Raw genomic sequence first — 20,927 nt, forward strand, 5'->3', positions numbered from 1 at the left:
TGGACACCGGTTCGCCGTCCGAAATTGCGACAAAACAAATAATTCGAGCGCATTCACCGGCTCCGACCGTACGGATGCACTCCGGAGAAGCCTGAAAGCCTTATGAAACACGCGCCGAACCATCTTGAAACCGGAGGCGAGCCAGCCGTCTCCGCGATCGATCGCCTTCTGGCGGATCTCGCCCGCTCCGGATGGACCGGCGAGATCGCGACGGATATCGGCACGCGCATCGTCCAGTCGACCGACAATAGCCTTTACCAGCTCCGCCCAACGGCGGTGGTGTTCCCGCGCACAGGCGACGACATCCGCCTGGTCGCCGAGCTTGCGGCCCGTCACCGGGTCGCCGTCTCCGCGCGGGGCGGCGGCACCGGCACCAACGGCCAATCGCTCACGGAAAGCGTCATCCTCGACGCCTCCAAGCATATGAACCGGATCGTCGCCTTCGATCCGGACACGGAGACCGTCTTGGTCGAACCCGGCGTGGTGCTCGATCAACTCAACGCCTATCTGGCGCCGTTCGGCTACTTTTTTCCGCCGGCGGTCTCCACCGCTACCCGCGCGACCGTGGGCGGCATGGTGGCGACCGATGCCTCCGGCCAGGGGTCGCGCCACTACGGCAAAACATCCGACTACATCGTCGCCATGGACGTGGTGCTGGCCGGTGGCGAAGCCTTCCAGGTCCGCGATCTCGACGCCCACGAGGCACGGGAGATCGCCAGCCGCGACGACCAGATCGGTCGCATTCACCGGACGGTCCTGGACGAGATCGCCCCGCGCCGGGACCTCATCGACGACGTCTTTCCGTCCATGAACCGGGGCCTCACCGGCTACAATCTGCGCGACGCGGTCGGGGCTGACGGCAGCATGCGGCTTGCTAAGCTGCTGTCCGGCTCCGAGGGCACGCTCGCCTGGACCACGGCGCTGACGCTCAAGGTCAAACGCAAGCCGAAGCGCTCCGCCCTCGTGATCGTCGCCTATGACGACTTCCAGGTCGCACTCGGCGATGTGCCGCGGATGGTGGACGCCGATCCGCTTGCCGTCGAGATTATCGACGACAAGATCCTGACGCTGGCGAAGTCGACCCCGGTGTGGACGACGCTGAAGGAAACCCTTGGCGACATCGACGCCAAGGCGCTGCTGTTCGTGGAGTTCACCGGCGAAACCGACGATGAGGTCGCGAGCAAGGTCGCCGGCCTGACCGCGATCCTGGAGCGTGGGCCCAAGCTCGAAATCGCCGCCAAGGTCGCCACCGATCCGGCCGCGATCGCGGGCATCTGGGCAATGCGGCGCGATTCCGTCGGTCTTCTCGGCGCGCTCGACGGCAAGCGCCGGGCCAGCGCCTTCGTGGAAGACTGCGCGGTGCCGCCGGAGAAGCTGACGACCTTCGTCGCCGGTTTCCGGCAGATCCTCGACAACCATGGGCTCGACTACGGCATGTTCGGCCACGCCGATGTCGGCTGCCTGCACGTGCGGCCGACCGTCGACATGACCGAGCCGGCGGACCGCCAGCTCATCCGCGAGATTTCCGACGCAGTCGCCGAACTCGCCAAAGAGAATGGCGGCCTGCTCTGGGGCGAGCACGGGCGCGGGGTCAGGGCGGAATATTCGCCCTTCTTCTTCGGCGAGGAGCTTTATGGCGTGCTCGGCCGGATCAAGGCCGCGTTCGATCCGGACAATGTCTTCAACCCACGCAAGCTCGCCGTTCCGGAGGGGATGGAGGAGTCGATTCTGAAGATCGACGAGGTGCCGTTTCGCGGCGCCGCCGACCAGGAGATCGACCGAGCCTATCTCGTCGACTTCGACAAGGCCGTTGCCTGCAACGGCAACGCCGCCTGCCACTCCTGGGATGCGCTCGATGCCATGTGCCCGTCCTACAAGGCGACGCGCGACCGGGTGCAGTCGCCGAAGGGACGCGCGGCCTTGGTGCGGGAGTGGACGCGGCTGTCTTCCACCGGTGAGGACCCGGGCGCGTTGGCGACCGTGGAGGCCGCGCTCGCCGGCTCGCTGGAGACCTGCCTCTCCTGCAAGGCGTGCACGAGCCAATGCCCGATCAAGGTCGATATCCCGTCGATGAAATCGGCCTTTCTCGACCGCTATTTCCGACACCACGCCCGGCCGCTGCGCGACCGGGTGGTGCAGCATATGGAACCGCTGACGCTCGCCCTGCGTCGCGTGCCGGCGCTCGCGAACCTCGCGATCGGCAACCCCGTCAGCGCGGCGATCGCCGACCGGGCGTTCGCCATGGTGGACCTGCCGCAAATCTCGGGAACACCGGTGGAGACCGGGTTCCGGGCCCGCGACATCCCAACGATTGCGCCCGGCGAGGCCCTGCCGGCCGGGGACGGGCGGCCGTCGGTCCTCTTACTGCCAGACAGCTTCACCGGCACATTCGACACCGAGGTGCTGTTCGCTGCCGCCGATGTCCTGACCGCATTCGGCTACCGCGTGGTGGCCGCTCCGGTCCGCGAAAACGGCAAAGGGCTGCATGTGCGCGGCTTTCGCGATGCCTTCGGCAAGGTGCGGGACCAGCGAGTGGACGAGCTCACGGCGCTCTCCAGGCTCGGGCTGCCCATGATCGGCGTGGAGCCGGTGGCGACCCTTCTGCACCGGGCCGAATATGCCGCCGAGGGACGCGTCCCTTACGAAGTCCTGTCGATCGACTCCTTTCTCGCCGAAGCGGTTGCGAGCGGGCGGCCGTTGCCGACCACGTCTCGCCGAGCCGCGTTCCGGCTGATGGCGCATTGTTCCGAAAAGACCGCCGATCCCGCGGTTGCGCCGCGCTGGCGGCGGGTGTTCCAAGCCCTGGGCCAGGAGCTCACCCCGGCGCGGTCCGGCTGCTGCGGCATGGCGGGCCTGTTCGGGCACGAGGCGGAGCACCGCGCCCTGTCGGAGCGCCTCTACGACCTCTCGTGGCGCGAAACGGTGGAGACCGGCGACACGGAGGTGCTCGCCACCGGCTATTCCTGCCGCTCCCAGGCGAAGCGCTTCTCCAACCGCCGACTGCGCCATCCCGTCGAGGCCCTCGCGGACCAGCTTCACGCCTGAGCCGAAGTCCGGCACGGACCCGCTCTTACAAGCTCTCTTGTCTTAAAACACGACGCTGGCCCGCCAGAGCCTGTCCGTCGCCCCGGCTGCGACTGCGGCGAACTGACCCCTGTTGCATCGCGGTAAAGGCGATAAATAAGTTTCAGAAATTTCTGAAATCTCAAATGCAACAGGAGAATCCAAACGATTTTGCCCGCACATGCCTGGCTCAAGAGCCGGTCCGACCCGCAATCCGACCGTCATCCGGGGCGAACCCCAGATTTGAGACAGAATAAGGAGCGTGTGCCGCTTCCTCGCTAGGCTCCCAGGAGAGATCCCGCCCACCGGCGGGCCGCCCCCGAAACACCGACCGACAGAGACCGCCTCTCGTGACGCTTCCCCCGCTGATCCAATCTTTCGTGCTCCATTTCGGCGAAATGGGCAGCCGGTGGGGCATTAACCGCACCGTCGGCCAGATCTACGCGCTGCTTTATGTCTCGCCCGAACCGCTGTGCGCCGACGAGATCGTCGAGGCGCTGGGCGTGTCGCGCTCCAACGTCTCCATGAGCCTGCGCGAGCTGCAGGGCTGGAACCTGGTGCTTCTGAAACACCAGCCTGGCGACAGGCGCGACTTCTACACCACGCCCGACGACGTCTGGGTGATCCTTCGCACGCTGGCGGAAGAGCGCAAGAAGCGCGAGGTGGACCCGACGTTGTCGGTGCTGCGGGAAATCCTGCTGCAGCAGCCGTCGGGCGAAAACGAACGCTTCGCCCAGGAGCGCATGGCGGAGATGCACGGGCTGATCGAGCAGTTGACCACCTGGTACGACGACGTGAAGCAGCTCGATGCCGAGCGCCTGGCCACCCTCCTGTCGCTCGGCGCGAAGGTGACCAAGGTGCTCGACACCAAGGACAAGATCGTGGCCCTTGGCCGGCGGCGCTCCGCATCGGAGGAGAGCTGACGGCATGGCTGCACCTGGCGCCCCCAGCCCCGAGACGCGCGCCGTCCGGATCGCCGGCGGACTGCAGATCGCCGCCGCCCTCGGTTGGCTCCCGCAGGCCGCCCTGATCGCCGCGGCGATCGGCGCGATCGGATCGGAAGATGCAATCCGAACCGGGCTCCTATGTGCCTTGGGCGTGCTCGTTCTCGGGCTCCTGCGCGCGGGCTTGGATGCGGCCGGCACCCGGCTTGCCTTCCGCGCCGCCCGGTCAGCGCTGTCGCGCGAACGCGCCATCGCAGTCACCGCGCTTGCGGGCCGATCCCCCCTCGATACCGACCGTCCGGCTTCGGGCGCGGCCGCTAGCGCTCTGGCCGAGCAGGCCGAAGCGCTGGTGCCCTATCTGTCGCGCTTTCAGCCGGCCCGCCTGAAGGCGACCGTCGTGCCGCTGGTGATTCTCGCCTGCGTCGCACCGATTTCCTGGCTCGCCGCGGCGATCCTCGTGGTGGCCGGCCCGCTGATTCCCGTTTTCATGGCGCTGATCGGCTGGCAGGCGCAGGCGGCCAGCGAAGCCCAGCTCGAAAAGCTCGGCGATATGAACGGCTTTCTGCTCGACCGGCTGCGCGGCATGCAGACGATCCGCGCCTTCGATGCCGTCGACCAGACGGCCAAGCGGCTTAGGGCCGACGCGGAAAGCCTGCGCACGCGGACCATGGAGGTGCTTCGGATCGCCTTCCTGTCGTCGGCTGTGCTGGAGCTCTTCTCCGCGCTCGGCGTGGCCCTGGTGGCCGTGTTCGTCGGCTTCCACCTGCTCGGCAGCATTCCCTTCGGCGCCTGGGGCGGCAAGCTGGATCTCGCCCACGCCCTGTTCGTCCTGCTTGTGTCGCCGACCTTTTTCGAACCGCTTCGAGAGCTGTCCGCGGTCTGGCACGACCGGGCGGCCGGAGAGGCTGCCAAGACGGCGCTTGCCAACATTTCCGCCGAAGGCCTGCCGCTTCCCGGCGCCCACGACGCCGAGGCGGAGCCTGCGCCCGCCACCGCGACCTCCGGCGCGGCCGTAGAAGTGAATGGCCTCACCTTTTCCCATGCCGGCCGCGCCGATCCCGTGTTCGAAGCCCTCGATCTGACGGTCGCTCCCGGCGAGCGAATCGCGCTCTACGGGTCGAGCGGCATCGGCAAATCGACCCTGCTGGCCTTGATCGCCGGCCTCGCCCCGATCCCCGATGGCGCGATCCGGATCGACGGTGTGCCCCTCGACGACACAACCGCCGCAACGTTGCGCCGCCGAATGGCGTGGATCGGCCAGCGCCCCCACGTCTTCGTCGGGACGTTGCGCCAAAACGTTGCCCTTCATCGCCCCGGCCTCGACCGCACCGCGATCGACCGCGCCCTCGGCCTTGCCGCTCTTGGCGATCTCGCGGAGCTGCGCCCCGACACCATCGGCGAAGGCGGCGTCGGCCTCTCGGGCGGCGAGGTCGTCCGATTGTCGATCGCGCGCGCCGTTGCCACACCCGGCGTGAACCTTCTGCTTGCCGACGAGCCGACGGCCCATCTCGACACAGCCACGGCCGATCGGATCGCAGCCGATCTTTTCGCCATTGCCGAACGCCGAACCCTGATCGTCGCCACCCACGATCCGCGGATCGCGAACCGGGCCGACCGGGTGATCCGTTTCGCCGACAAAAAGCTCACGGAGGCCGTGGCATGAGGCGGCTGACGCGCGACGTTCTCCCGGTCCTGGCAGTTTTCTTCCGGGAACGCCCCTGGCTGCTGCTTGCCGGCGCCGCCCTCGCCGCGACCACGGTGCTGGCCGGCATCGCTCTTCTCGGACTGTCCGGCTGGTTCATCACGGCAACCGCCATTGCGGGCCTCTCCACCGCGACCGCGCTCGCCTTCGACGTGTTCGCCCCCTCCGCGGGCATCCGCTTTCTGGCGTTCGCGCGAACCGGTGCGCGCTACGGCGAACGGCTCGCCACCCATGAGGCCACGCTCGCCGTGCTGGCGGCCCTGCGCGAACGGCTGTTCCGAGGATGGGCCACACCGGGCCTGGCCCGCCAGCTCGCCCTGCGCCCATCCAGTCTGTTGAACCGGCTGACCGCCGATATCGACGCGCTCGATGGGCTCTATCTGCGCATTCTGGTGCCCGCCGCAGCGACGATCGTCGCTGCGATCGTGGCCGGCATCGTGCTCGGTTCGCTCTCTCTCTGGCTCGGGATCGGAATTGCCGCCGCCCTGCTTCTAACCGGGATCGCGGTCCCGATCTGGACGGCCCGGCGCTCGCTGCGGCCCGCTCGCCTGCGCGCCTTCGCCGTGGAAGCGCTCAGAAGCCGCACGATCGATCTTCTCTCGGGCCAGACCGACCTTTTGCTCGCCGGTCGCCAGGACGCCCAAAAGGCGGCGATCGCAGACGCCGACCGCCGCATGGCGGAGGCGGACGACACGCTCAACCGGACCGAAGCGCTCACCATCTTTGCCTTTGGCGCAGCCGGCGCCCTGATCCTGGCGGCCACGCTGGCGGCGGCCACCCTGCTCGCCGATACCGGCGCGATCGGCGCGCCGGCGGCAACGCTTGCCGTCCTGATAGCGTTCGCCGCGTTGGAGCCCTTTACCGGCCTGCGCCGCGGCGCCCTGGAACTCGGCCGCACGCTGCTCGCCGCCGGGCGGCTGGCACCTCGCCTGAAAACGACGTCCTCGCAGGCACCGCATCCCGCGCCCAGGACCGGCGTCGCCCTGTCGCTTGCCGATGTCAGCGTCCGCGTCGACGGCATCGGCCGGGCGATCCTCTCCGACGTGACCCTTCAGCTCGAAGAGGGCGAGCGGGTCGCGCTGGTGGGGCCGAGCGGATCGGGCAAGTCCACCTTGCTCGGCGTGATCGCCGGCGAAGTCGCGCCCACCACCGGCCACGTGGCCAATGCGACCGCAACGCTGCTGACCCAGCGCACGGAGCTCTTTCGCGACACCCTTGCGGAAAATCTGATCCTGGCCGCCGCCGATGCCGACGACGCCCGGCTGTGGGCCGCTCTCTCCGCCGCCGGCCTCAGAAACGAGGTGGCGGCGCTTCCCGACGGTCTCGATACGCGGCTGGGCGAGGCCGGGCTGGGTCTCTCCGGAGGCCAGGCGCGGCGGCTCTCGCTCGCCCGGCTGGTTCTCAGAGACACCCCGCTTTGGCTGATCGACGAACCCACAGAAGGTCTCGACGGAGCCACCGCGCGCGACGTACTGGCGCGCCTCACTCGGGAATCCCGAGGGCGCACCCTCCTCGTCGCCACTCATGTCCGCCGCGAAGCCGCGATCTGCGATCGGATCGTGCTCCTGAACGACGGCGGCATTGTCTCAGATCATAGGCGAGGAAGCCCAGAGTTCGATACCACCCTGGCCGGGCTGCGGCCCGACTAGGTTCCAAAACTGAATGCGTCTCGGTCCGGCCGCAACGCAATGATGGAGGCGGGATTTCCCGGCATACCATGGAACTCGACATCGTCGACCTCTCGCGACTGCAATTCGCGATCACTGCGCTTTACCATTTCCTGTTCGTGCCTTTGACGCTCGGACTGTCGGTCCTGCTTGCGATCATGGAAACCGTCTATGTGATGACGGACCGCCCGATCTGGCGCCAGATGACCAAGTTCTGGGGCACGCTGTTCGGCATCAACTTCGTGCTCGGCGTCGCCACCGGCATCGTGATGGAGTTCCAGTTCGGCATGAACTGGAGCTATTACAGCCACTATGTCGGCGATATCTTCGGCGCGCCGCTTGCGATCGAAGGCCTGATGGCCTTCTTCCTCGAAGCGACCTTCGTCGGCCTGTTCTTCTTCGGCTGGGACCGGATGTCCAAGCGCGGCCACCTGGTGGCAACGTATGCGGTCGCGGCCGGCTCGAACTTCTCCGCGCTCTGGATCCTGGTCGCCAACGGCTGGATGCAGAACCCGGTCGGTTCCGCCTTCAACGTCGACACCATGCGGATGGAGGTAACGGACTTCGCCGCCGTGATCTTCAATCCGGTGGCCCAGGCGAAGTTCGTCCATACCGTTTCCGCGGGCTACGTGACCGCCTCCCTGTTCGTGCTCGGCGTGTCGGCCTGGTACATCCTGAAGGGTCGGCATGTGGCCCTCGCCCGTCGCTCCATGACGGTGGCCGCCTCGTTCGGCCTGGCCGCGTCGCTATCGGTGGTCGTGCTGGGTGACGAGAGCGGCTATCTCACCACCGAGCATCAGAAGATGAAACTCGCCTCGATGGAGGCGATGTGGGAGACGGAGCCGGCGCCGGCGTCCTTCACCCTGTTCGGCATTCCCGACGAGTCCAAGCGCGAGACGCTCTATGCGGTGCACATCCCTTATGCGATGGGCATCATCGGCACCCGCTCACTCGACACGCCGATCGAGGGCATCACCGAGCTGGTTGAGAGCGCGAAGGGCCATATCCGCAGCGGCGTCATCGCCTACGACGCCTTGAAGACGATCCGTTCGGCCGGAAGCCTCGATGCGGTCGACCCCGCCGTTCGCACCGCCTTCGAGGACAATGGCGAGTATCTCGGCTACGCGCTGCTTCTGAAGCGCTATGTCGACGATCCCACCGAGGCGACCGATGCCGATATCGAAAAGGCGGCCTGGGACACGGCGCCGCCGAGCCTGCCGCTGTTCTTCGCGTTCCGCCTCATGGTCGGTCTCGGCTTCTTCTTCATCCTGCTGACCGGCGTGTTCTTCTATCTGTCGGCCCGCCGGACGATGGAGGATCGGCGCTGGCTGTTGTGGGTTGCCGTCTTCGCGACCCCGCTGCCGTGGCTTGCGGCGGAGCTCGGATGGTTCGTGGCGGAATTCGGCCGTCAGCCCTGGATCATCGAGGGCGTGTTGCCGACGGCGGCTGCCGTTTCCAGCCTCGGCGCCGGGACCGTGCTTCTCACCATCTGCGGGTTCGTCCTGATCTACACGGTGCTGTTCATCATCGAAATGAGCCTGATGATCGCCGCGATCCGCAAGGGGCCGCAGCCCGACGACGGTCCCGAGCAAGACCACGCCCGCCCCTCCCCCACGACTCCCAAGCTGGTTCCGGCGGAGTAAGCCAAAATGATCCTCCACGATCTCATCAGCTATGACGTCCTGCGCCTGATCTGGTGGGTGCTGCTCGGCGTCCTCCTCATCGGCTTCGCGGTCACCGACGGTTTCGACCTTGGGACCGCGACCCTGCTGCCCTTCGTCGCCCGGACGGATCTTGAGCGCCGGGTGGTCATCAACACCGTCGGTCCGGTCTGGGAAGGCAACCAAGTCTGGCTGATCCTGGGCGGCGGCGCGATCTTCGCCGCCTGGCCCCCGCTCTACGCGGTGTCGTTCTCCGGCTTCTACCTGGCGATGTTCGCGACGCTATTTGCGCTCATCCTTCGTCCGGTGGGCTTCAAGTACCGCTCCAAGCGCGACGGCCGGGCCTGGCGTTCGCGCTGGGACTGGGCGCTGTTCGTCGGCGGCTTCGTGCCGTCGCTGATCTTCGGAGTCGCGGTCGGCAACGTGCTGCAGGGCGTGCCCTTCCGCTTCGACGACGATCTCAGGATCTTCTACGAGGGCACCTTCTTCGGGCTGTTGAACCCGTACGCGCTCCTGTGCGGCCTGGTGTCGGTGGCCATGGTCGTCATGCACGGCGGATCCTGGCTGGTTCTGAAAACCGAGGGCACGGTCAATGCCCGGGCCCGCTCCTATGCCAGCGTCGCGTCGCTTGCCACCATCGTGCTGTTCGCGCTCGGCGGCGTGGCGCTGTGGCTCCTGGTCAACGGCTACCACTTCACCAGCGAGGTCGCCCCGACCGGGCCGTCCAATCCGCTGGCCAAGACCGTGGATGTCGCGCCGGGCGTGTGGCTGGAGAACTATGGCCGCTATCCGTGGATGATGATCGCGCCGGCGCTCGGCTTCCTGGGCGCGCTGATCGCCTTCGTCGGGTTCCGGGCGAAGCGGGATCTCCTGCCGCTCCTGGGTTCCTCGCTATCGATCTTCGGCATCATCTCCACGGCGGGGCTGTCGATGTTCCCGTTCATCCTGCCCTCGTCGATCGATACGGCCTCGAGCCTGACGGTCTGGGATGCCTCGTCGAGCCACCTCACCCTGTTCATCATGCTGGTGTGCACGGTGATCTTCCTGCCGCTGATCCTGGTCTACACCGCCTGGGTCTACAAAGTGCTCTGGGGCAAGGTGGACGCAGACGCGATCAAGGAAGGCAAAGGCCACGCCTACTAGAGCAATTTCGGGAAAAGAGGGAACCGGTTTTCCGTCGGAAATTGCGCCGACACGACGAGCTGGAGTGAGTTCGGCGGCTTCGCAGCCCCGGACCCACTCCAAGAGCCAATCGAACGAGACGACCGGCCGAGGCGCTGTCCCATGCGCGACAGAGCGCCCGGCCAACGGAATGAAGGAGATCAACGATGTGGTATTTCGCCTGGCTGCTGGGCCTGCCGCTCGCCGCCGCCTTCGCGGTGCTGAATGCGATGTGGTTCGAGCTTAAGGAAGACGACGCGGTGTTAGAGCAGAACGGCCACACCGGACACCGCCACCAGCACTGAGCGCAAGCGCGCTGTCCCTCGGCCGCGCAAATGAAACAAGCAGAATGCGGGCGTCGGAGGCTTCCGGCGCCCGCTTTTTGTGCATCGCACCCAGGTATTCGGCTGGCGCGAAACTGTAGAAATTCCGCGCGTGTCGTCGAGAGCGTCTCGCGATGTCGTATTTCGGCACGCGGGAAGAAAAGGACTGCGCTTCAGTTGGGCGGTTCAAAATGGCCGCCGCGCGTGTGTGTGCGTGCGACCGAGCGAGGTTAGACGATGCACCACGTTCGCGACGACATGCTTCACCGGATCACGGCGCGCCACCCGGGCTTCACCCTTGATCGGCCGTTCTACATCGACCCCGATTTCTTCCAGGCCGACCTTGAGCTGGTCTGGTACCAGGAGTGGCTGTTCGTCGGCCACGAATGCGAGCTTTCGCGCCCCGGCGCCTTCTTCACGGTGCAGATCGGCGCCTATCCGATCATCCTGGTGCGCGATCGCGAGGGCAACATCCGGGCCTTTCACAATTCCTGCCGTCATCGCGGGTCGCGAGTCTGCGCCTCCCAGCGCGGCACCTCCGCACGGCTCGTGTGCCCCTATCACCAGTGGACCTACGACCTGGACGGCAAGCTTCTGTTCGCCCGTCAGATGGGCGAGGATTTCGACGCCTCCGGCTACGGCCTGAAGCAGGTCGCGTGCGAAACGGTCGCCGGCTACGTGTTCGTCTCGCTCGCCGATTCGCCAGCCGATTTCGGCCCGATCCGGGCGCTGGCGGAGCCCTATCTGGCGCCGCACAAGCTCGCCGACACCAAGATCGCGTTCGAATCCACCATCATCGAAAAGGGCAACTGGAAGCTCGTCTGGGAGAACAACCGCGAGTGCTATCACTGCGCGGGAAACCATCCCGAGCTCTGCAAGACCTATCCCGAAGCGCCCGGCGTCACCGACGTGCAGACCGCCATGTCGGATCCGGAGATCACCGAGCACTGGCGCCGCTGCGAAGCCGCCGGCCTGCCGAGCACGATCCGGCTTGCCGACAACGGCCAGTGCCGGGTCGCCCGCATGCCGCTGATCGGCGATGCCACCAGCTACACCATATCCGGCCGGCCGGCGGTGCGCAAACCGCTGGCGGACAGCGTCACCGAAGACCGCATCGGCACCATGCTGATGTTCCATTACCCGACGAGTTGGAACCACATCCTGGGCGACCACGCCGTCTCTTTCCGGGTACTCCCGATCGGACCGGAGGAGACCGCCGTCACCACCAAGTGGCTGGTCAACCGCGAGGCCGTCGAAGGGGTCGACTACGACCTCGACGAACTGACCCACGTGTGGACCTTCACCAACGACCAGGATCGGCAGATCGTGGAGGAAAACGCTCTCGGCATTCGCTCCCCGGCCTACGAGCCCGGCCCCTATTCGCGCGTTCACGAAGGCGGGGTGGAGCAGTTCGTCGAGTGGTATTGCCGGACAGTGGCCGAGCGTCTGTCGGGCGAAGCCTCGCCATCCTTGCGCGTCGCCTGAGGCCGCCATGTTGGACACGATCGCACCGGCGCACACGAGCCTGTATCGCTATCTCGACGAGATGGAGCCCTGGAGCGATCACCTCCAGGTGCTGGAGTGCATCTGGGTGCACGAAGAGGCGCCGGACGTGAGGACGTTCGCGTTCCGCTCCGACAGCCAGACCTGGTTCCGCTACAAGCCCGGCCAGTTCCTGACCTTGGAGCTGCCGGTCGGCGACGAGCCGGTGATGCGCACCTATACGCTGTCGTCGAGCCCGTCGCGGCCGTTTTCGATCTCCGTGACGGTCAAGGCGCAGGCGTCGAGCATCGGCACGCGCTGGATGTTCGACAATCTCGTGCCCGGCATGCACCTCAAGGCCTACGGCCCCGCCGGCGGCTTCTCCATCTACGACTATCCGGCGGCGAAATATTTCTTCCTGTCGGCGGGCTCGGGCATCACCCCGATGATGTCGATGCTGCGCTGGCTGAACGACTGCTCGCCGCTGTCCGATATCGCCTTCGTGAACTGCGCCCGGCGCCCGGAGGACATTATCTTCCGCTCCGAGCTGGAGCTGATCGCAAGCCGCCTGCCGGCGATGTCGCTCGGTTTCCTGGTGGAGGAGCGTACGCGCAACGTGAGCTGGTTCGGTCCGACCGGCCGGATCGACCTGACTAGGCTCGCGATGCTGGTGCCGGACTATCAGGAGCGCGAAATCTTCTGCTGCGGACCGGAGCCGTTCATGCGCGCGGTGCGCACGCTTCTGGAAGCCGGCGGCTTCGACATGGACAGCTACCACGAGGAGAGCTTCGGCGCCGGACCGATCGAGCCGGTTCCGGCCCCGATCGCGGAAGCCTCCGACGGCCTTCTGCCGTCCGAACCGCCGGACGTGCAGACCGTGCCGGTCACCTTCGCCTTCTCCGAGGTCGAGGCCGAGGCGATGCCGGGCCAGACCCTTTTGCAGACCGCGCGCGCGTCCGGCGTGCGCATTCCCGCCGCCTGCGAGCTTGGCCTGTGCGGCACCTGCAAGGTAAAGGCGGAAGGGCCGATCAACATGAACCACAACGGCGGCATTCTCGACGACGAGATCGCGGAAGGCTACGTGCTGGCGTGTTGCTCAACGCCTGTGGGTCCGGTCTCCGTCGAAGCTTGATCCGAAAGGCAAAACGATCCGACGTCGCAGATGGCCGACTGGGCCAAGTCGGCCTGAGATGGTTCCGTGATTTCGCCGCCGCCGGACGAACTCTCCTGCTTGCTTTGTCGCGATTTCGGACGGAAAATCGGTTCCCACTTGTCCCGAAATTGCTCTAGAACCCCTTCATGCGGGCGATCAACCATGAGCTGAGGCGGGCGATGCGGGGACCTTTTGCGGCCCTGCTGGTCTATTTCCTGCTCTTGCAGGCGCTCGTGGGGGCAGTAGCCTCCGCCTCCATGGCTGCCGCCGCTGCCGACCCGCTCGGCCCGCATGCCGTGCGCTGCAACCCGTTCAGCCAGGCTCCGTCGCGCTCCGACCAGGCTCCGAATGCGCCCGCCTGCTGTTCCGCCGCATGTGGCATGGCCTGTGCCATCGGGGCCGCCCTGCCCGGCCGCGACGCGACCCCGGCATTCGGGTCGGCCTATCTCGCCCCACGCCCGGCCGAAACGCCGCTTCGCGGTGCCCGGTCGTCCGGCGATCGACGGCTCGCCTATCCCCGCGCCCCTCCCGAGCTCTCCCTTACCGTCTGATCGTTCTTGTTCCTGCGCCGCGCTCGATTTGCCGGCGCTTTCAGATCTTGTTTTGGGAGACGCTCTCATGCGGACCACCGTACTGGCCCTTGTGGCCGCCTTTTCGCTTAGCACCGCCCTTCCCGCCCTCGCGCACGACTTCAAGGTCGGCACGCTGCAGATCGAACATCCGTGGACCCGCGCCACGCCGCCCGGCGCCAAGACCGGCGCCGGCTTCATGGTGATCACCAACACCGGAGACGCGCCGGACAGGCTAACCGGCGGCACCTCGCCGATCTCCACCAAGATGGAGGTTCACACCATGACGATGGACGGCGGCGTCATGAAAATGCGACAGCTGACCGACGGGTTGGAGATCCCCGCCGGAGAAACCGTCGCCCTGAAGCCCGGCGGCAATCATATGATGTTCGTCGGGCTCGACCACGCCATCACCGAGGACGAGAAAGTGACCGCCACGCTCGACTTCGAAAAGGCGGGCAAGGTCGACGTCACCTTCGCCGTCACACCGCCCGGCGCACCGGGGCCGAAGAACGGCCACGGCGACATGAAGATGCCGAAGGCGAACCAGTAAGCGGCACGTCGAACCGGCGCCTACTTTCGCCGGACAACGCGAAGCCAGCGCGCGATTGCGCGCCGGCCCAATTGGGCCGCGCCCGCGCAGCTGCGAGCAAAGCGAGCGGGCGTGAGCGATAAAACGTTCCCGCGCCGGACCTTTATCGGCTTCGCATGAAACCACCCTATCCGACCTTCACATTGTCGATCAGCCGCACCCCACCGAGCCAGGCGGCGACGAGCAGCCGGGCTGGCCGGTCCGCCTTGTCGAGCGGCGCAAGATCGGCTTCCGCCCTGAGTTCCAAATACTCCACCTCGCTATAGCCGGCGGCGACGATCCGGTCTCGGACCTCCGCCAGCACCAGGTCGGTCGACTCCCCGCGCGCGATGCGATCGGCCGCATCGGCGAGCGTCCGGTAGAGCACCGGAGCCACGGCCCGATCAGCCGAAGACAGGCGCACATTGCGCGACGAGAGCGCCAGCCCATCCGCTTCGCGCACGGTCGGACAGCCGATCACCTCGATCGTCATGTCGAGATCGGCCGCCATACGCCGCACCACGTGGAGCTGCTGGAAGTCCTTTTCGCCGAAATAGGCTCGATCCGCGCCGGTCTGCTGAAACAGCTTCGCGACCACCGTCGCCACTCCGTCGAAATGGCCGGGCCGGTGCGCCCCGCACAGCCCCTCCGACACACCGGTGACGGACACGGTGGTGGCAAAGCCCGCCGGGTACATTTCCTCGCCGCCGGGAACGTAGAGAACCGGTTCGCCCATCGCCGCAAGCTTCTCCGCGTCGCTATCCTCCGTGCGCGGATAGGCGGCCAGATCGGCGGCATTGTTGAATTGCTTGGGGTTCACGAACAACGTGACGATGACCCGGCCGCACTCTGCCTGCGCCCGTTCCACCAGGCTCAAATGGCCGGCATGAAGCGCGCCCATGGTCGGGACGACACCCACGGCCGCCCCTTCCGCCCGCCACCGTGCGGTCGTCTCGCGCAATTCGCCGCGCGTGCGCAAAATCCGAACGCTCATGCCGCCGACCCGCCCGCAACGGCTTTCGGCTCGCCCCCGAACACATGCTCGTCGGCGGGAAAGGTGCCGCGACGAACCTCTTCGGCATAGGCGGCGACGGCCTCATCTGCGGTCTCGCCGAGCTCGGCATAGCGCTTGACGAATTTGGGCCGGAACTCGGTAAACAGGCCCAGCATATCGTCGACCACCAGCACCTGCCCGTCGCAGGCCGCCGAAGCGCCGATGCCGATGGTCGGGATCGCAAGCTCCGCCGTGATTTCCCGCGCGAGCGATTCGGCGACCTTTTCCAGGACGACGGAAAATGCTCCGGCCTGCGCCACGGCGGTCGCGTCCGCCTTGATCTGCGCCGCCGCACCGCCGCGTCCCTGTACCTTGTAACCGCCCAAGGCGTTCACCGCCTGCGGCGTCAAGCCGATATGGGCCATCACCGGGATTCCCCGGCCGGAGAGAAAGGCAATCGTCTCCGCCATTGCCGCCCCGCCTTCCAGCTTGACGGCGCCGGCGCCGGTCTCCGCCATGACGCGCGCCGCCGAGCGAAAGGCCTGCTCGGGGCTTTCCTCGTAGCTCCCGAACGGAAGATCGACGACCATCAGCGCCCGATCGAGGCCCCGGCGCACGGCCGTGCCGTGCAGGATCATCATGTCCAGCGTTGCCGACAGGGTGGTATCGAGCCCGTGCACCACCATCGCGACGCTGTCGCCGACAAGCACGATGTCGCAATGCCTGTCCACGATCCGCGCTACCGGCGCGGTGTAGGCGGTCAGGCAGACGAGACGCTCGCCGCCCTTGCGCGCCCGCACGTCCGGCGCCGTCACTGGCCGCCGAGGTGCCGAAACACTCATATCGTTGTCCTTTAAATCACGCTCAGCCGACATTCGCGGGCACACATAGACCCTTCCGCAGCCCTCGGCTCAACCCCTGCCGTCCGGAAGACCGCAAAGGGGTATCGAGACCGACCGGCCGCCGGCCGCTCGGCCTTTCGCCTATCGCGCCGGTTCTGGCGAAAAACCGGCACCCGCTTCTGCCCGATTGTCTATCCCGCCAGCAGGTCGACAGATGCCGAGGCGATCGCATCGCCTCCGTCCTCGATCCCCTGCCGCAGGCTCGCCGTCCGGCCCAGAAGCGATTCGGCAAAAAAGCGGGCCAAAAGGGTCCGCTGGGCGGTCGCGCGCGCACCTTGCTGGGCGGAGAGGACGGCGGCAACCGCCAGCGCCGAAGCCCCGGCCGTCAGCCCGCACAAGGTCAGGAACGGTGTCGCACCGGCCAGCGCCTCGCCATCGCGGCCCGCCGCCCGGGCCTCCGCCAGGAAGCGAGCAGCGGCCTCCAGATCCTCGATCGCCGACGACAGCCGGTCGCCGACGGAGGCCAGCTCGGGCTGGTTGGCACCACGCACGCGTTCAGCATCAGCCTTCAGATCGTCCACCCAGGCCGACAGCACCGCGCCGCCGCCCATCGGCAGCTTGCGCATCACCAGATCGATCGCCTGGATGCCGTTGGTGCCCTCGTAGATCGGGAAGATGCGCGCGTCCCGGAAATGGCGTGCCGCGCCGGTCTCCTCGATATAGCCCATGCCGCCATGGACCTGGATGCCGAGCGAGGCGACCTCAACACCGATATCGGTGGAAAAGGCCTTTGCGACCGGCGTCAGCAGATCCGCCCGCCCCTGCCAGTGCGCGGCGGCCTCGCCCTCCATGCGCTCGGCTCGGTCGAGCGCGATCGCGCACTGATACGCAATCGCCCGCGCCGCCACGGTGAGGCCGCGCATGGTGAGCAGCATCCGCTTGATGTCGGGGTGATAGACGATCGGGCTCATGCCCTCGCCGGTGTAGCCCGGCGCCCGGCCCTGAGTGCGTTCGCGCGCATAGTCGCTCGCGGCCTGAAGCGCGCGCTCCGCCACGCCGACCCCTTGCAGCCCGACTGCGAGACGGGCGTTGTTCATCATCGTGAACATGCAGGCGAGCCCGCGATTTTCCTCGCCGATGAGATAGCCGACCGCGCCTTCTCCGCGATCGCCATAGCCCATCACGCAGGTCGGCGAGGCATGCAGGCCGAGCTTGTGCTCCACGGCCCGGCAGGTCACATCGTTGGCGGCGCCGAGACTGCCGTCGTCCTTCACCAGCACCTTCGGCACCAGGAACAGCGAGATCCCCTTGGTGCCGGGCGGCGCATCGGGCAGGCGTGCCAGCACCAGATGGACGATGTTCTCGGTCAGGTCCTGATCGCCATAGGTGATGAAGATCTTCTGACCGAAAATCCGGTAGCTGCCGTCGGCGGCGCGCTCCGCACGGGTTCGAAGCGCCCCGAGGTCGGACCCGGCCTGAGGCTCGGTCAGGTTCATGGTGCCAGCCCAGCGACCAGTCACCAGCGGCTCCAGATAGGTCGCCTTCAGCGCCTCGTCGGCATGGGCGAGGACCGCCTCGACGGCGCCGGAGGACAGCGTCGGCGCGATCGCAAACGCCGGCGAGGCCTGGTTCCAGATGTCCATGGTGGCGGCATGCAGCGCCTTCGGCAGGTCCTGGCCACCAAATTCGGCAGGCCCGGCAAGCGCGGACCATCCAGCCTCGGCCCACCGGCGATAGATCCCGGCCCAACCCGTCGGGGTCACCACCCGCCCATCCACCAGCCGCGCGCCCTCGCGGTCGCCGACCTCGTTCAAGGGCGCGATCGCATCGGTGGCGAACCGCCCCGCCTCCTGAAGGATCGCATCGACCAGATCGTCGGTCAGCTCCGGGAACAGCCCCTCCGCCATGGCACGGTCGAGACCGGCCACCGACTTGAGCATGAAGCCGATCTCGTCTACGGGCGTTTGATAGGCCATAAGTCGTTTCCTCCCACGCCGTCTTGGGCGTCACCGCAGCGGTGCCGCGCCATGCCGGGCGGGGGCGCGTCCCGCCGGGCGCATATGGATCCACAGTAGAAAGGCGCGGGTTCCCGTCAATGGCCGCCGATCAGAGCAAAGCTGACGTCACGCGCCCGTTCGTCGCCCGGCTAACCCGGCCGGAGGACGATCCGGACGCGTTCGCGCGCGCCGTCGAAGCGCTCAAGCACGGAGAGCTGGTCGCCGTGCCCACGGAAACCGTGTACGGGCTTGCCTGCGACGCAACCAATCCGGACGCGGTCGCGCGCCTCTACGCGGCCAAGGGCCGGCCGGCGATCAATCCCCTGATCGCACATGTGCCCGACTTTGAAGCGGCGGCCCGAGAAGGCGATCTCGATGCCCGGGCCGACCGTCTGGGACGCGCATTCTGGCCCGGCCCCCTAACCCTGGTCGTGAGCCGCGGGACAATGTGTCGCGTCACGCCCGCCGCGTGTGCGGGCCGGCCCACGCTTGCGCTCCGGGTGCCGGCCGCACCGCTGATGCAGGCGCTCGCCCGCGCCCTCGACCGTCCCATCGCCGCGCCGAGCGCGAACATCTCCGGCCGGGTCAGCGCCACCACCGCCGATGACGTGGTGGAGGATCTCGGGCGGGCCGTCGCCGTCGTGCTCGATGCCGGCCCCTGCCCGATCGGGGTGGAATCCACCATCGTGGATGTCTCCGGGGAGCCGGCCCGGCTGTTGCGACCCGGCGGGCTCGCTCGAGCTGCGATCGAAGAGGCCCTGGGCGCGACGCTCGCCGATCCGCCCGCCAGCGCGACCCAATCGCCCGCCGCCCCGGGCCTGTTGACCTCCCACTATGCGCCGTCCGCCGCCGTCCGGCTGGACGCTGACGACGTCGCCGCCGGTGAAGCTTTGCTCGCCTTCGGGCCGGATCTGCCCGACGGCGCCGAACGCGCGGTCGCGATCGTCAACCTGAGCCCCACCGGCGACCTGGCCGAAGCGGCTGCAAATCTGTTCCAGGCGCTGCGTCGGCTCGACCGCACCGGCGTTTCAACCATCGCGGTTGCCCCGATCCCGCCTGAGGGTCTGGGCGAAGCGATCCGCGACAGGCTGGTACGCGCGGCGGCACCTCGGCCCTCGATCCACGGCGATTGACAAGCCGGGACGGCGCGTCGTCAGATCAACGACAAACAAATCACCGGGAACCGCCCACTTGCCGACGCTTCTTCTGCATCATCCGAAATTTCTCGAACACGAAACGCCCCACGGCCATCCGGAGCGTCCCGACCGATTGCGCGCCATCGACCGCATTCTGGAGCACGAGCGCTTTCAGCAGCTTGAGCGCGATCTCGCCAAGCCGGCGAATGACGAGCAGATCGCCCGCTGCCATCCGATGGACTATATCGCCCGCATCCGACGGCTGGCGCCCGAAGAGGGCTTTGCGCGTGTCGACGAGGACACCGCCATGTCGCCGGGTAGCCTCGACGCCGCCCTGTTGAGCGCGGGCGCGGCCTGCATCGCGGTCGACGAGGTCATGACCGGCAAGGTGACGAACGCGTTCTGCGCCATTCGCCCGCCCGGCCATCACGCCGAGAAGGCTTCGGCGATGGGCTTCTGCTTCTTCAACAACGCCGCCATCGCCGCCCGCCACGCTCAGGCGGTGCACGGTGCCGAGCGTGTCGCGATCATGGATTTCGACGTCCATCACGGCAACGGCACCCAGGACATCTTCTGGGACGACCCGAGCGTGCTCTATGCCTCGACCCACCAGATGCCGCTCTATCCGGGCACCGGCGCCCTGAGGGAGACCGGCGCCGGCAACATCGTCAACGCACCGCTTTCCGCCGGCGCCAACGGCGCAGTGTTCCAGGAAGCCATGACCGGGCGGATCCTGCCGGCGATGAAAGATTTCCGGCCCGACCTGGTGATCATCTCCGCCGGGTTCGACGCCCATGTCCGCGATCCGCTCGCGGAGCTGGAGTTGGTGGAAGCCGATTTCGCCTGGGCGACCTATCACCTGATGGAGATCGCGGACCAATTCTGTGGCAGTCGCGTCGTCTCGGTCCTGGAAGGCGGCTACGACCTGGAAGGGCTCGCCCGCTCCACCGCCGCCCACATCATGGCGCTAATGGATTCGTGAGGGATCGCCGCCGACTGGGATAGGCCTCAGAGAGTGCGTCGCCCGCGCGCGATCGGGACGAAAGACCAGGCCGCGCCCGCGCAGCCGCGAGCGGAGCAAGCTGGCGTGAGCGAGAAGGACTTTCCACGCGGGATCGGACGGAAAACCGGTGTCCACTTCCTGATCCCGCCGTTTTTCCTACGCGGGATCGGACGGAAAACCGGTGTCCACTTTTCCTGATCCCGCCGTTTTTCCTACGCGGGATCGGACGGAAAACCGGTGTCCACTTTTCCTGATCCCGCTTGCGGGGCTTGCCTTGGCGGGCCGGGGACGGCATGCGTGGGGGAAGAGATCGCCCCCGAACACCAAAGAGGCTTCGCGTGACCGAGACCACGCCCACCATTCCCGAAGACATCGCCGCCCTGAGCTTCGAGCAGGCGCTGGCAGAGCTGGAGAAAATCGTCGGGAAGCTGGAGCAGGGCGAGGTCCCGCTGGAAGAATCAATCGCGATCTATGAGCGCGGCGAAGCGCTCAAGAACCATTGCGAGACGCTCCTGCGTCGCGCCGAGCTACGCGTGGAGAAGATCCAGGCCCGCGCCGACGGCACCGCCGGCGGCACCGAGCCGTTCGATCCGAGCTGACAGTAAAGTCCCACAAAAAGTGGGAACCGGATCTCCGTCCGCATTTGCGGAGAAAAATTA

At 67.1% G+C, this 20,927-nt stretch carries 17 protein-coding genes; 14 read left to right on the plus strand and 3 right to left on the minus strand.

All coding sequences use genetic code 11. The features are described 5' to 3' along the window. The first annotated feature begins 102 nt into the window (after nucleotides 1-102). The 11 genes from HNS03_RS06155 to HNS03_RS06205 all read left to right on the plus strand — a co-directional run bounded on the left by HNS03_RS06155 (nucleotide 103) and on the right by HNS03_RS06205 (nucleotide 14,278). Nucleotides 103-3,045, plus strand: a complete 2,943-nt coding sequence (locus HNS03_RS06155; RefSeq protein ID WP_367193816.1) for an FAD-binding and (Fe-S)-binding domain-containing protein — start codon at nucleotides 103-105, stop codon at nucleotides 3,043-3,045. A 368-nt stretch (nucleotides 3,046-3,413) separates the two neighbouring features. Beyond that, nucleotides 3,414-3,986: a GbsR/MarR family transcriptional regulator gene (locus tag HNS03_RS06160; RefSeq protein ID WP_367193817.1), complete on the plus strand. Its 573-nt coding sequence runs from the start codon at nucleotides 3,414-3,416 to the stop codon at nucleotides 3,984-3,986. Nucleotides 3,987-3,990: 4 nt separating this feature from the next. Continuing rightward, entirely contained in the window at nucleotides 3,991-5,670 is a 1,680-nt protein-coding gene (gene cydD, locus HNS03_RS06165; protein ID WP_367193818.1) for a thiol reductant ABC exporter subunit CydD, read from the plus strand. Next, nucleotides 5,667-7,358 carry an amino acid ABC transporter ATP-binding/permease protein gene (locus tag HNS03_RS06170; RefSeq protein ID WP_367193819.1) on the plus strand — a complete coding sequence of 564 codons (1,692 nt, stop codon included), beginning with the start codon at nucleotides 5,667-5,669 and terminating at the stop codon, nucleotides 7,356-7,358. Before cydD ends, HNS03_RS06170 begins: the two co-directional genes overlap by 4 nt. A gap of 68 nt (nucleotides 7,359-7,426) precedes the next feature. After that, a complete protein-coding gene (locus HNS03_RS06175) occupies nucleotides 7,427-9,019 on the plus strand; it encodes a cytochrome ubiquinol oxidase subunit I (RefSeq protein WP_367193820.1) in 1,593 nt (530 codons plus the stop codon). A gap of 6 nt (nucleotides 9,020-9,025) precedes the next feature. Further along, nucleotides 9,026-10,180, plus strand: a complete 1,155-nt coding sequence (gene cydB, locus HNS03_RS06180) for a cytochrome d ubiquinol oxidase subunit II (protein WP_367193821.1) — start codon at nucleotides 9,026-9,028, stop codon at nucleotides 10,178-10,180. A 185-nt stretch (nucleotides 10,181-10,365) separates the two neighbouring features. Then, on the plus strand, nucleotides 10,366-10,503 hold the full coding sequence (gene cydX, locus HNS03_RS06185) for a cytochrome bd-I oxidase subunit CydX (RefSeq protein WP_367193822.1): 138 nt from the start codon (nucleotides 10,366-10,368) through the stop codon (nucleotides 10,501-10,503). A gap of 255 nt (nucleotides 10,504-10,758) precedes the next feature. Next, the gene (locus HNS03_RS06190; protein ID WP_367193823.1) at nucleotides 10,759-12,006 is read left to right on the plus strand and encodes an SRPBCC family protein; all 1,248 of its coding nucleotides are present in this window, start codon (nucleotides 10,759-10,761) and stop codon (nucleotides 12,004-12,006) included. A 7-nt stretch (nucleotides 12,007-12,013) separates the two neighbouring features. After that, nucleotides 12,014-13,135 carry a 2Fe-2S iron-sulfur cluster-binding protein gene (locus tag HNS03_RS06195; RefSeq protein ID WP_367193824.1) on the plus strand — a complete coding sequence of 374 codons (1,122 nt, stop codon included), beginning with the start codon at nucleotides 12,014-12,016 and terminating at the stop codon, nucleotides 13,133-13,135. 167 nt (nucleotides 13,136-13,302) lie between these two features. Next, nucleotides 13,303-13,707: a hypothetical protein gene (locus HNS03_RS06200; protein WP_367193825.1), complete on the plus strand. Its 405-nt coding sequence runs from the start codon at nucleotides 13,303-13,305 to the stop codon at nucleotides 13,705-13,707. A 67-nt stretch (nucleotides 13,708-13,774) separates the two neighbouring features. Continuing rightward, nucleotides 13,775-14,278, plus strand: a complete 504-nt coding sequence (locus HNS03_RS06205; protein WP_367193826.1) for a copper chaperone PCu(A)C — start codon at nucleotides 13,775-13,777, stop codon at nucleotides 14,276-14,278. Nucleotides 14,279-14,444: 166 nt separating this feature from the next. On the opposite strand, the gene panC is transcribed toward HNS03_RS06205, so the two are convergent. The 3 genes from panC to HNS03_RS06220 all read right to left on the minus strand — a co-directional run bounded on the left by panC (nucleotide 14,445) and on the right by HNS03_RS06220 (nucleotide 18,108). Beyond that, entirely contained in the window at nucleotides 14,445-15,290 is an 846-nt protein-coding gene (gene panC / locus HNS03_RS06210; protein ID WP_367193827.1) for a pantoate--beta-alanine ligase, read from the minus strand. Continuing rightward, nucleotides 15,287-16,132, minus strand: coding sequence for a 3-methyl-2-oxobutanoate hydroxymethyltransferase (gene panB / locus HNS03_RS06215; RefSeq protein WP_367193828.1), 846 nt, complete (start codon nucleotides 16,130-16,132; stop codon nucleotides 15,287-15,289). Before panB ends, panC begins: the two co-directional genes overlap by 4 nt. Nucleotides 16,133-16,323: 191 nt before the next feature. Next, nucleotides 16,324-18,108, minus strand: a complete 1,785-nt coding sequence (locus HNS03_RS06220; RefSeq protein ID WP_367193829.1) for an acyl-CoA dehydrogenase — start codon at nucleotides 18,106-18,108, stop codon at nucleotides 16,324-16,326. Nucleotides 18,109-18,227: 119 nt separating this feature from the next. Between HNS03_RS06220 and HNS03_RS06225 the strand changes: the two genes are divergently transcribed. The 3 genes from HNS03_RS06225 (at nucleotide 18,228) to HNS03_RS06235 (ending at nucleotide 20,867) form a co-directional block, all read left to right on the plus strand. Then, a complete protein-coding gene (locus HNS03_RS06225; protein WP_367193830.1) occupies nucleotides 18,228-19,262 on the plus strand; it encodes an L-threonylcarbamoyladenylate synthase in 1,035 nt (344 codons plus the stop codon). A 58-nt stretch (nucleotides 19,263-19,320) separates the two neighbouring features. Continuing rightward, nucleotides 19,321-20,247, plus strand: coding sequence for a histone deacetylase family protein (locus tag HNS03_RS06230; RefSeq protein ID WP_367193831.1), 927 nt, complete (start codon nucleotides 19,321-19,323; stop codon nucleotides 20,245-20,247). A gap of 359 nt (nucleotides 20,248-20,606) precedes the next feature. Beyond that, a complete protein-coding gene (locus tag HNS03_RS06235) occupies nucleotides 20,607-20,867 on the plus strand; it encodes an exodeoxyribonuclease VII small subunit (protein ID WP_367193832.1) in 261 nt (86 codons plus the stop codon). The last annotated feature ends 60 nt before the right edge of the window (nucleotides 20,868-20,927 follow it).

Source organism: Amorphus sp. 3PC139-8 (genome assembly GCF_040750475.1).
GTDB lineage: Bacteria > Pseudomonadota > Alphaproteobacteria > Rhizobiales > Amorphaceae > Amorphus.

Coding starts and splice junctions, on each gene's coding strand:
- HNS03_RS06155 (WP_367193816.1), top strand. CDS start 103: ATGAAACACGCGCCGAACCATCTTGAAACCGGAGGCGAGCCAGCCGTC.
- cydD (WP_367193818.1), top strand. CDS start 3,991: ATGGCTGCACCTGGCGCCCCCAGCCCCGAGACGCGCGCCGTCCGGATC.
- HNS03_RS06170 (WP_367193819.1), top strand. CDS start 5,667: ATGAGGCGGCTGACGCGCGACGTTCTCCCGGTCCTGGCAGTTTTCTTC.
- HNS03_RS06175 (WP_367193820.1), top strand. CDS start 7,427: ATGGAACTCGACATCGTCGACCTCTCGCGACTGCAATTCGCGATCACT.
- cydB (WP_367193821.1), top strand. CDS start 9,026: ATGATCCTCCACGATCTCATCAGCTATGACGTCCTGCGCCTGATCTGG.
- cydX (WP_367193822.1), top strand. CDS start 10,366: ATGTGGTATTTCGCCTGGCTGCTGGGCCTGCCGCTCGCCGCCGCCTTC.
- HNS03_RS06190 (WP_367193823.1), top strand. CDS start 10,759: ATGCACCACGTTCGCGACGACATGCTTCACCGGATCACGGCGCGCCAC.
- HNS03_RS06195 (WP_367193824.1), top strand. CDS start 12,014: ATGTTGGACACGATCGCACCGGCGCACACGAGCCTGTATCGCTATCTC.
- HNS03_RS06200 (WP_367193825.1), top strand. CDS start 13,303: ATGCGGGCGATCAACCATGAGCTGAGGCGGGCGATGCGGGGACCTTTT.
- HNS03_RS06205 (WP_367193826.1), top strand. CDS start 13,775: ATGCGGACCACCGTACTGGCCCTTGTGGCCGCCTTTTCGCTTAGCACC.
- panC (WP_367193827.1), bottom strand. CDS start 15,290: ATGAGCGTTCGGATTTTGCGCACGCGCGGCGAATTGCGCGAGACGACC.
- panB (WP_367193828.1), bottom strand. CDS start 16,132: ATGAGTGTTTCGGCACCTCGGCGGCCAGTGACGGCGCCGGACGTGCGG.
- HNS03_RS06220 (WP_367193829.1), bottom strand. CDS start 18,108: ATGGCCTATCAAACGCCCGTAGACGAGATCGGCTTCATGCTCAAGTCG.
- HNS03_RS06225 (WP_367193830.1), top strand. CDS start 18,228: ATGGCCGCCGATCAGAGCAAAGCTGACGTCACGCGCCCGTTCGTCGCC.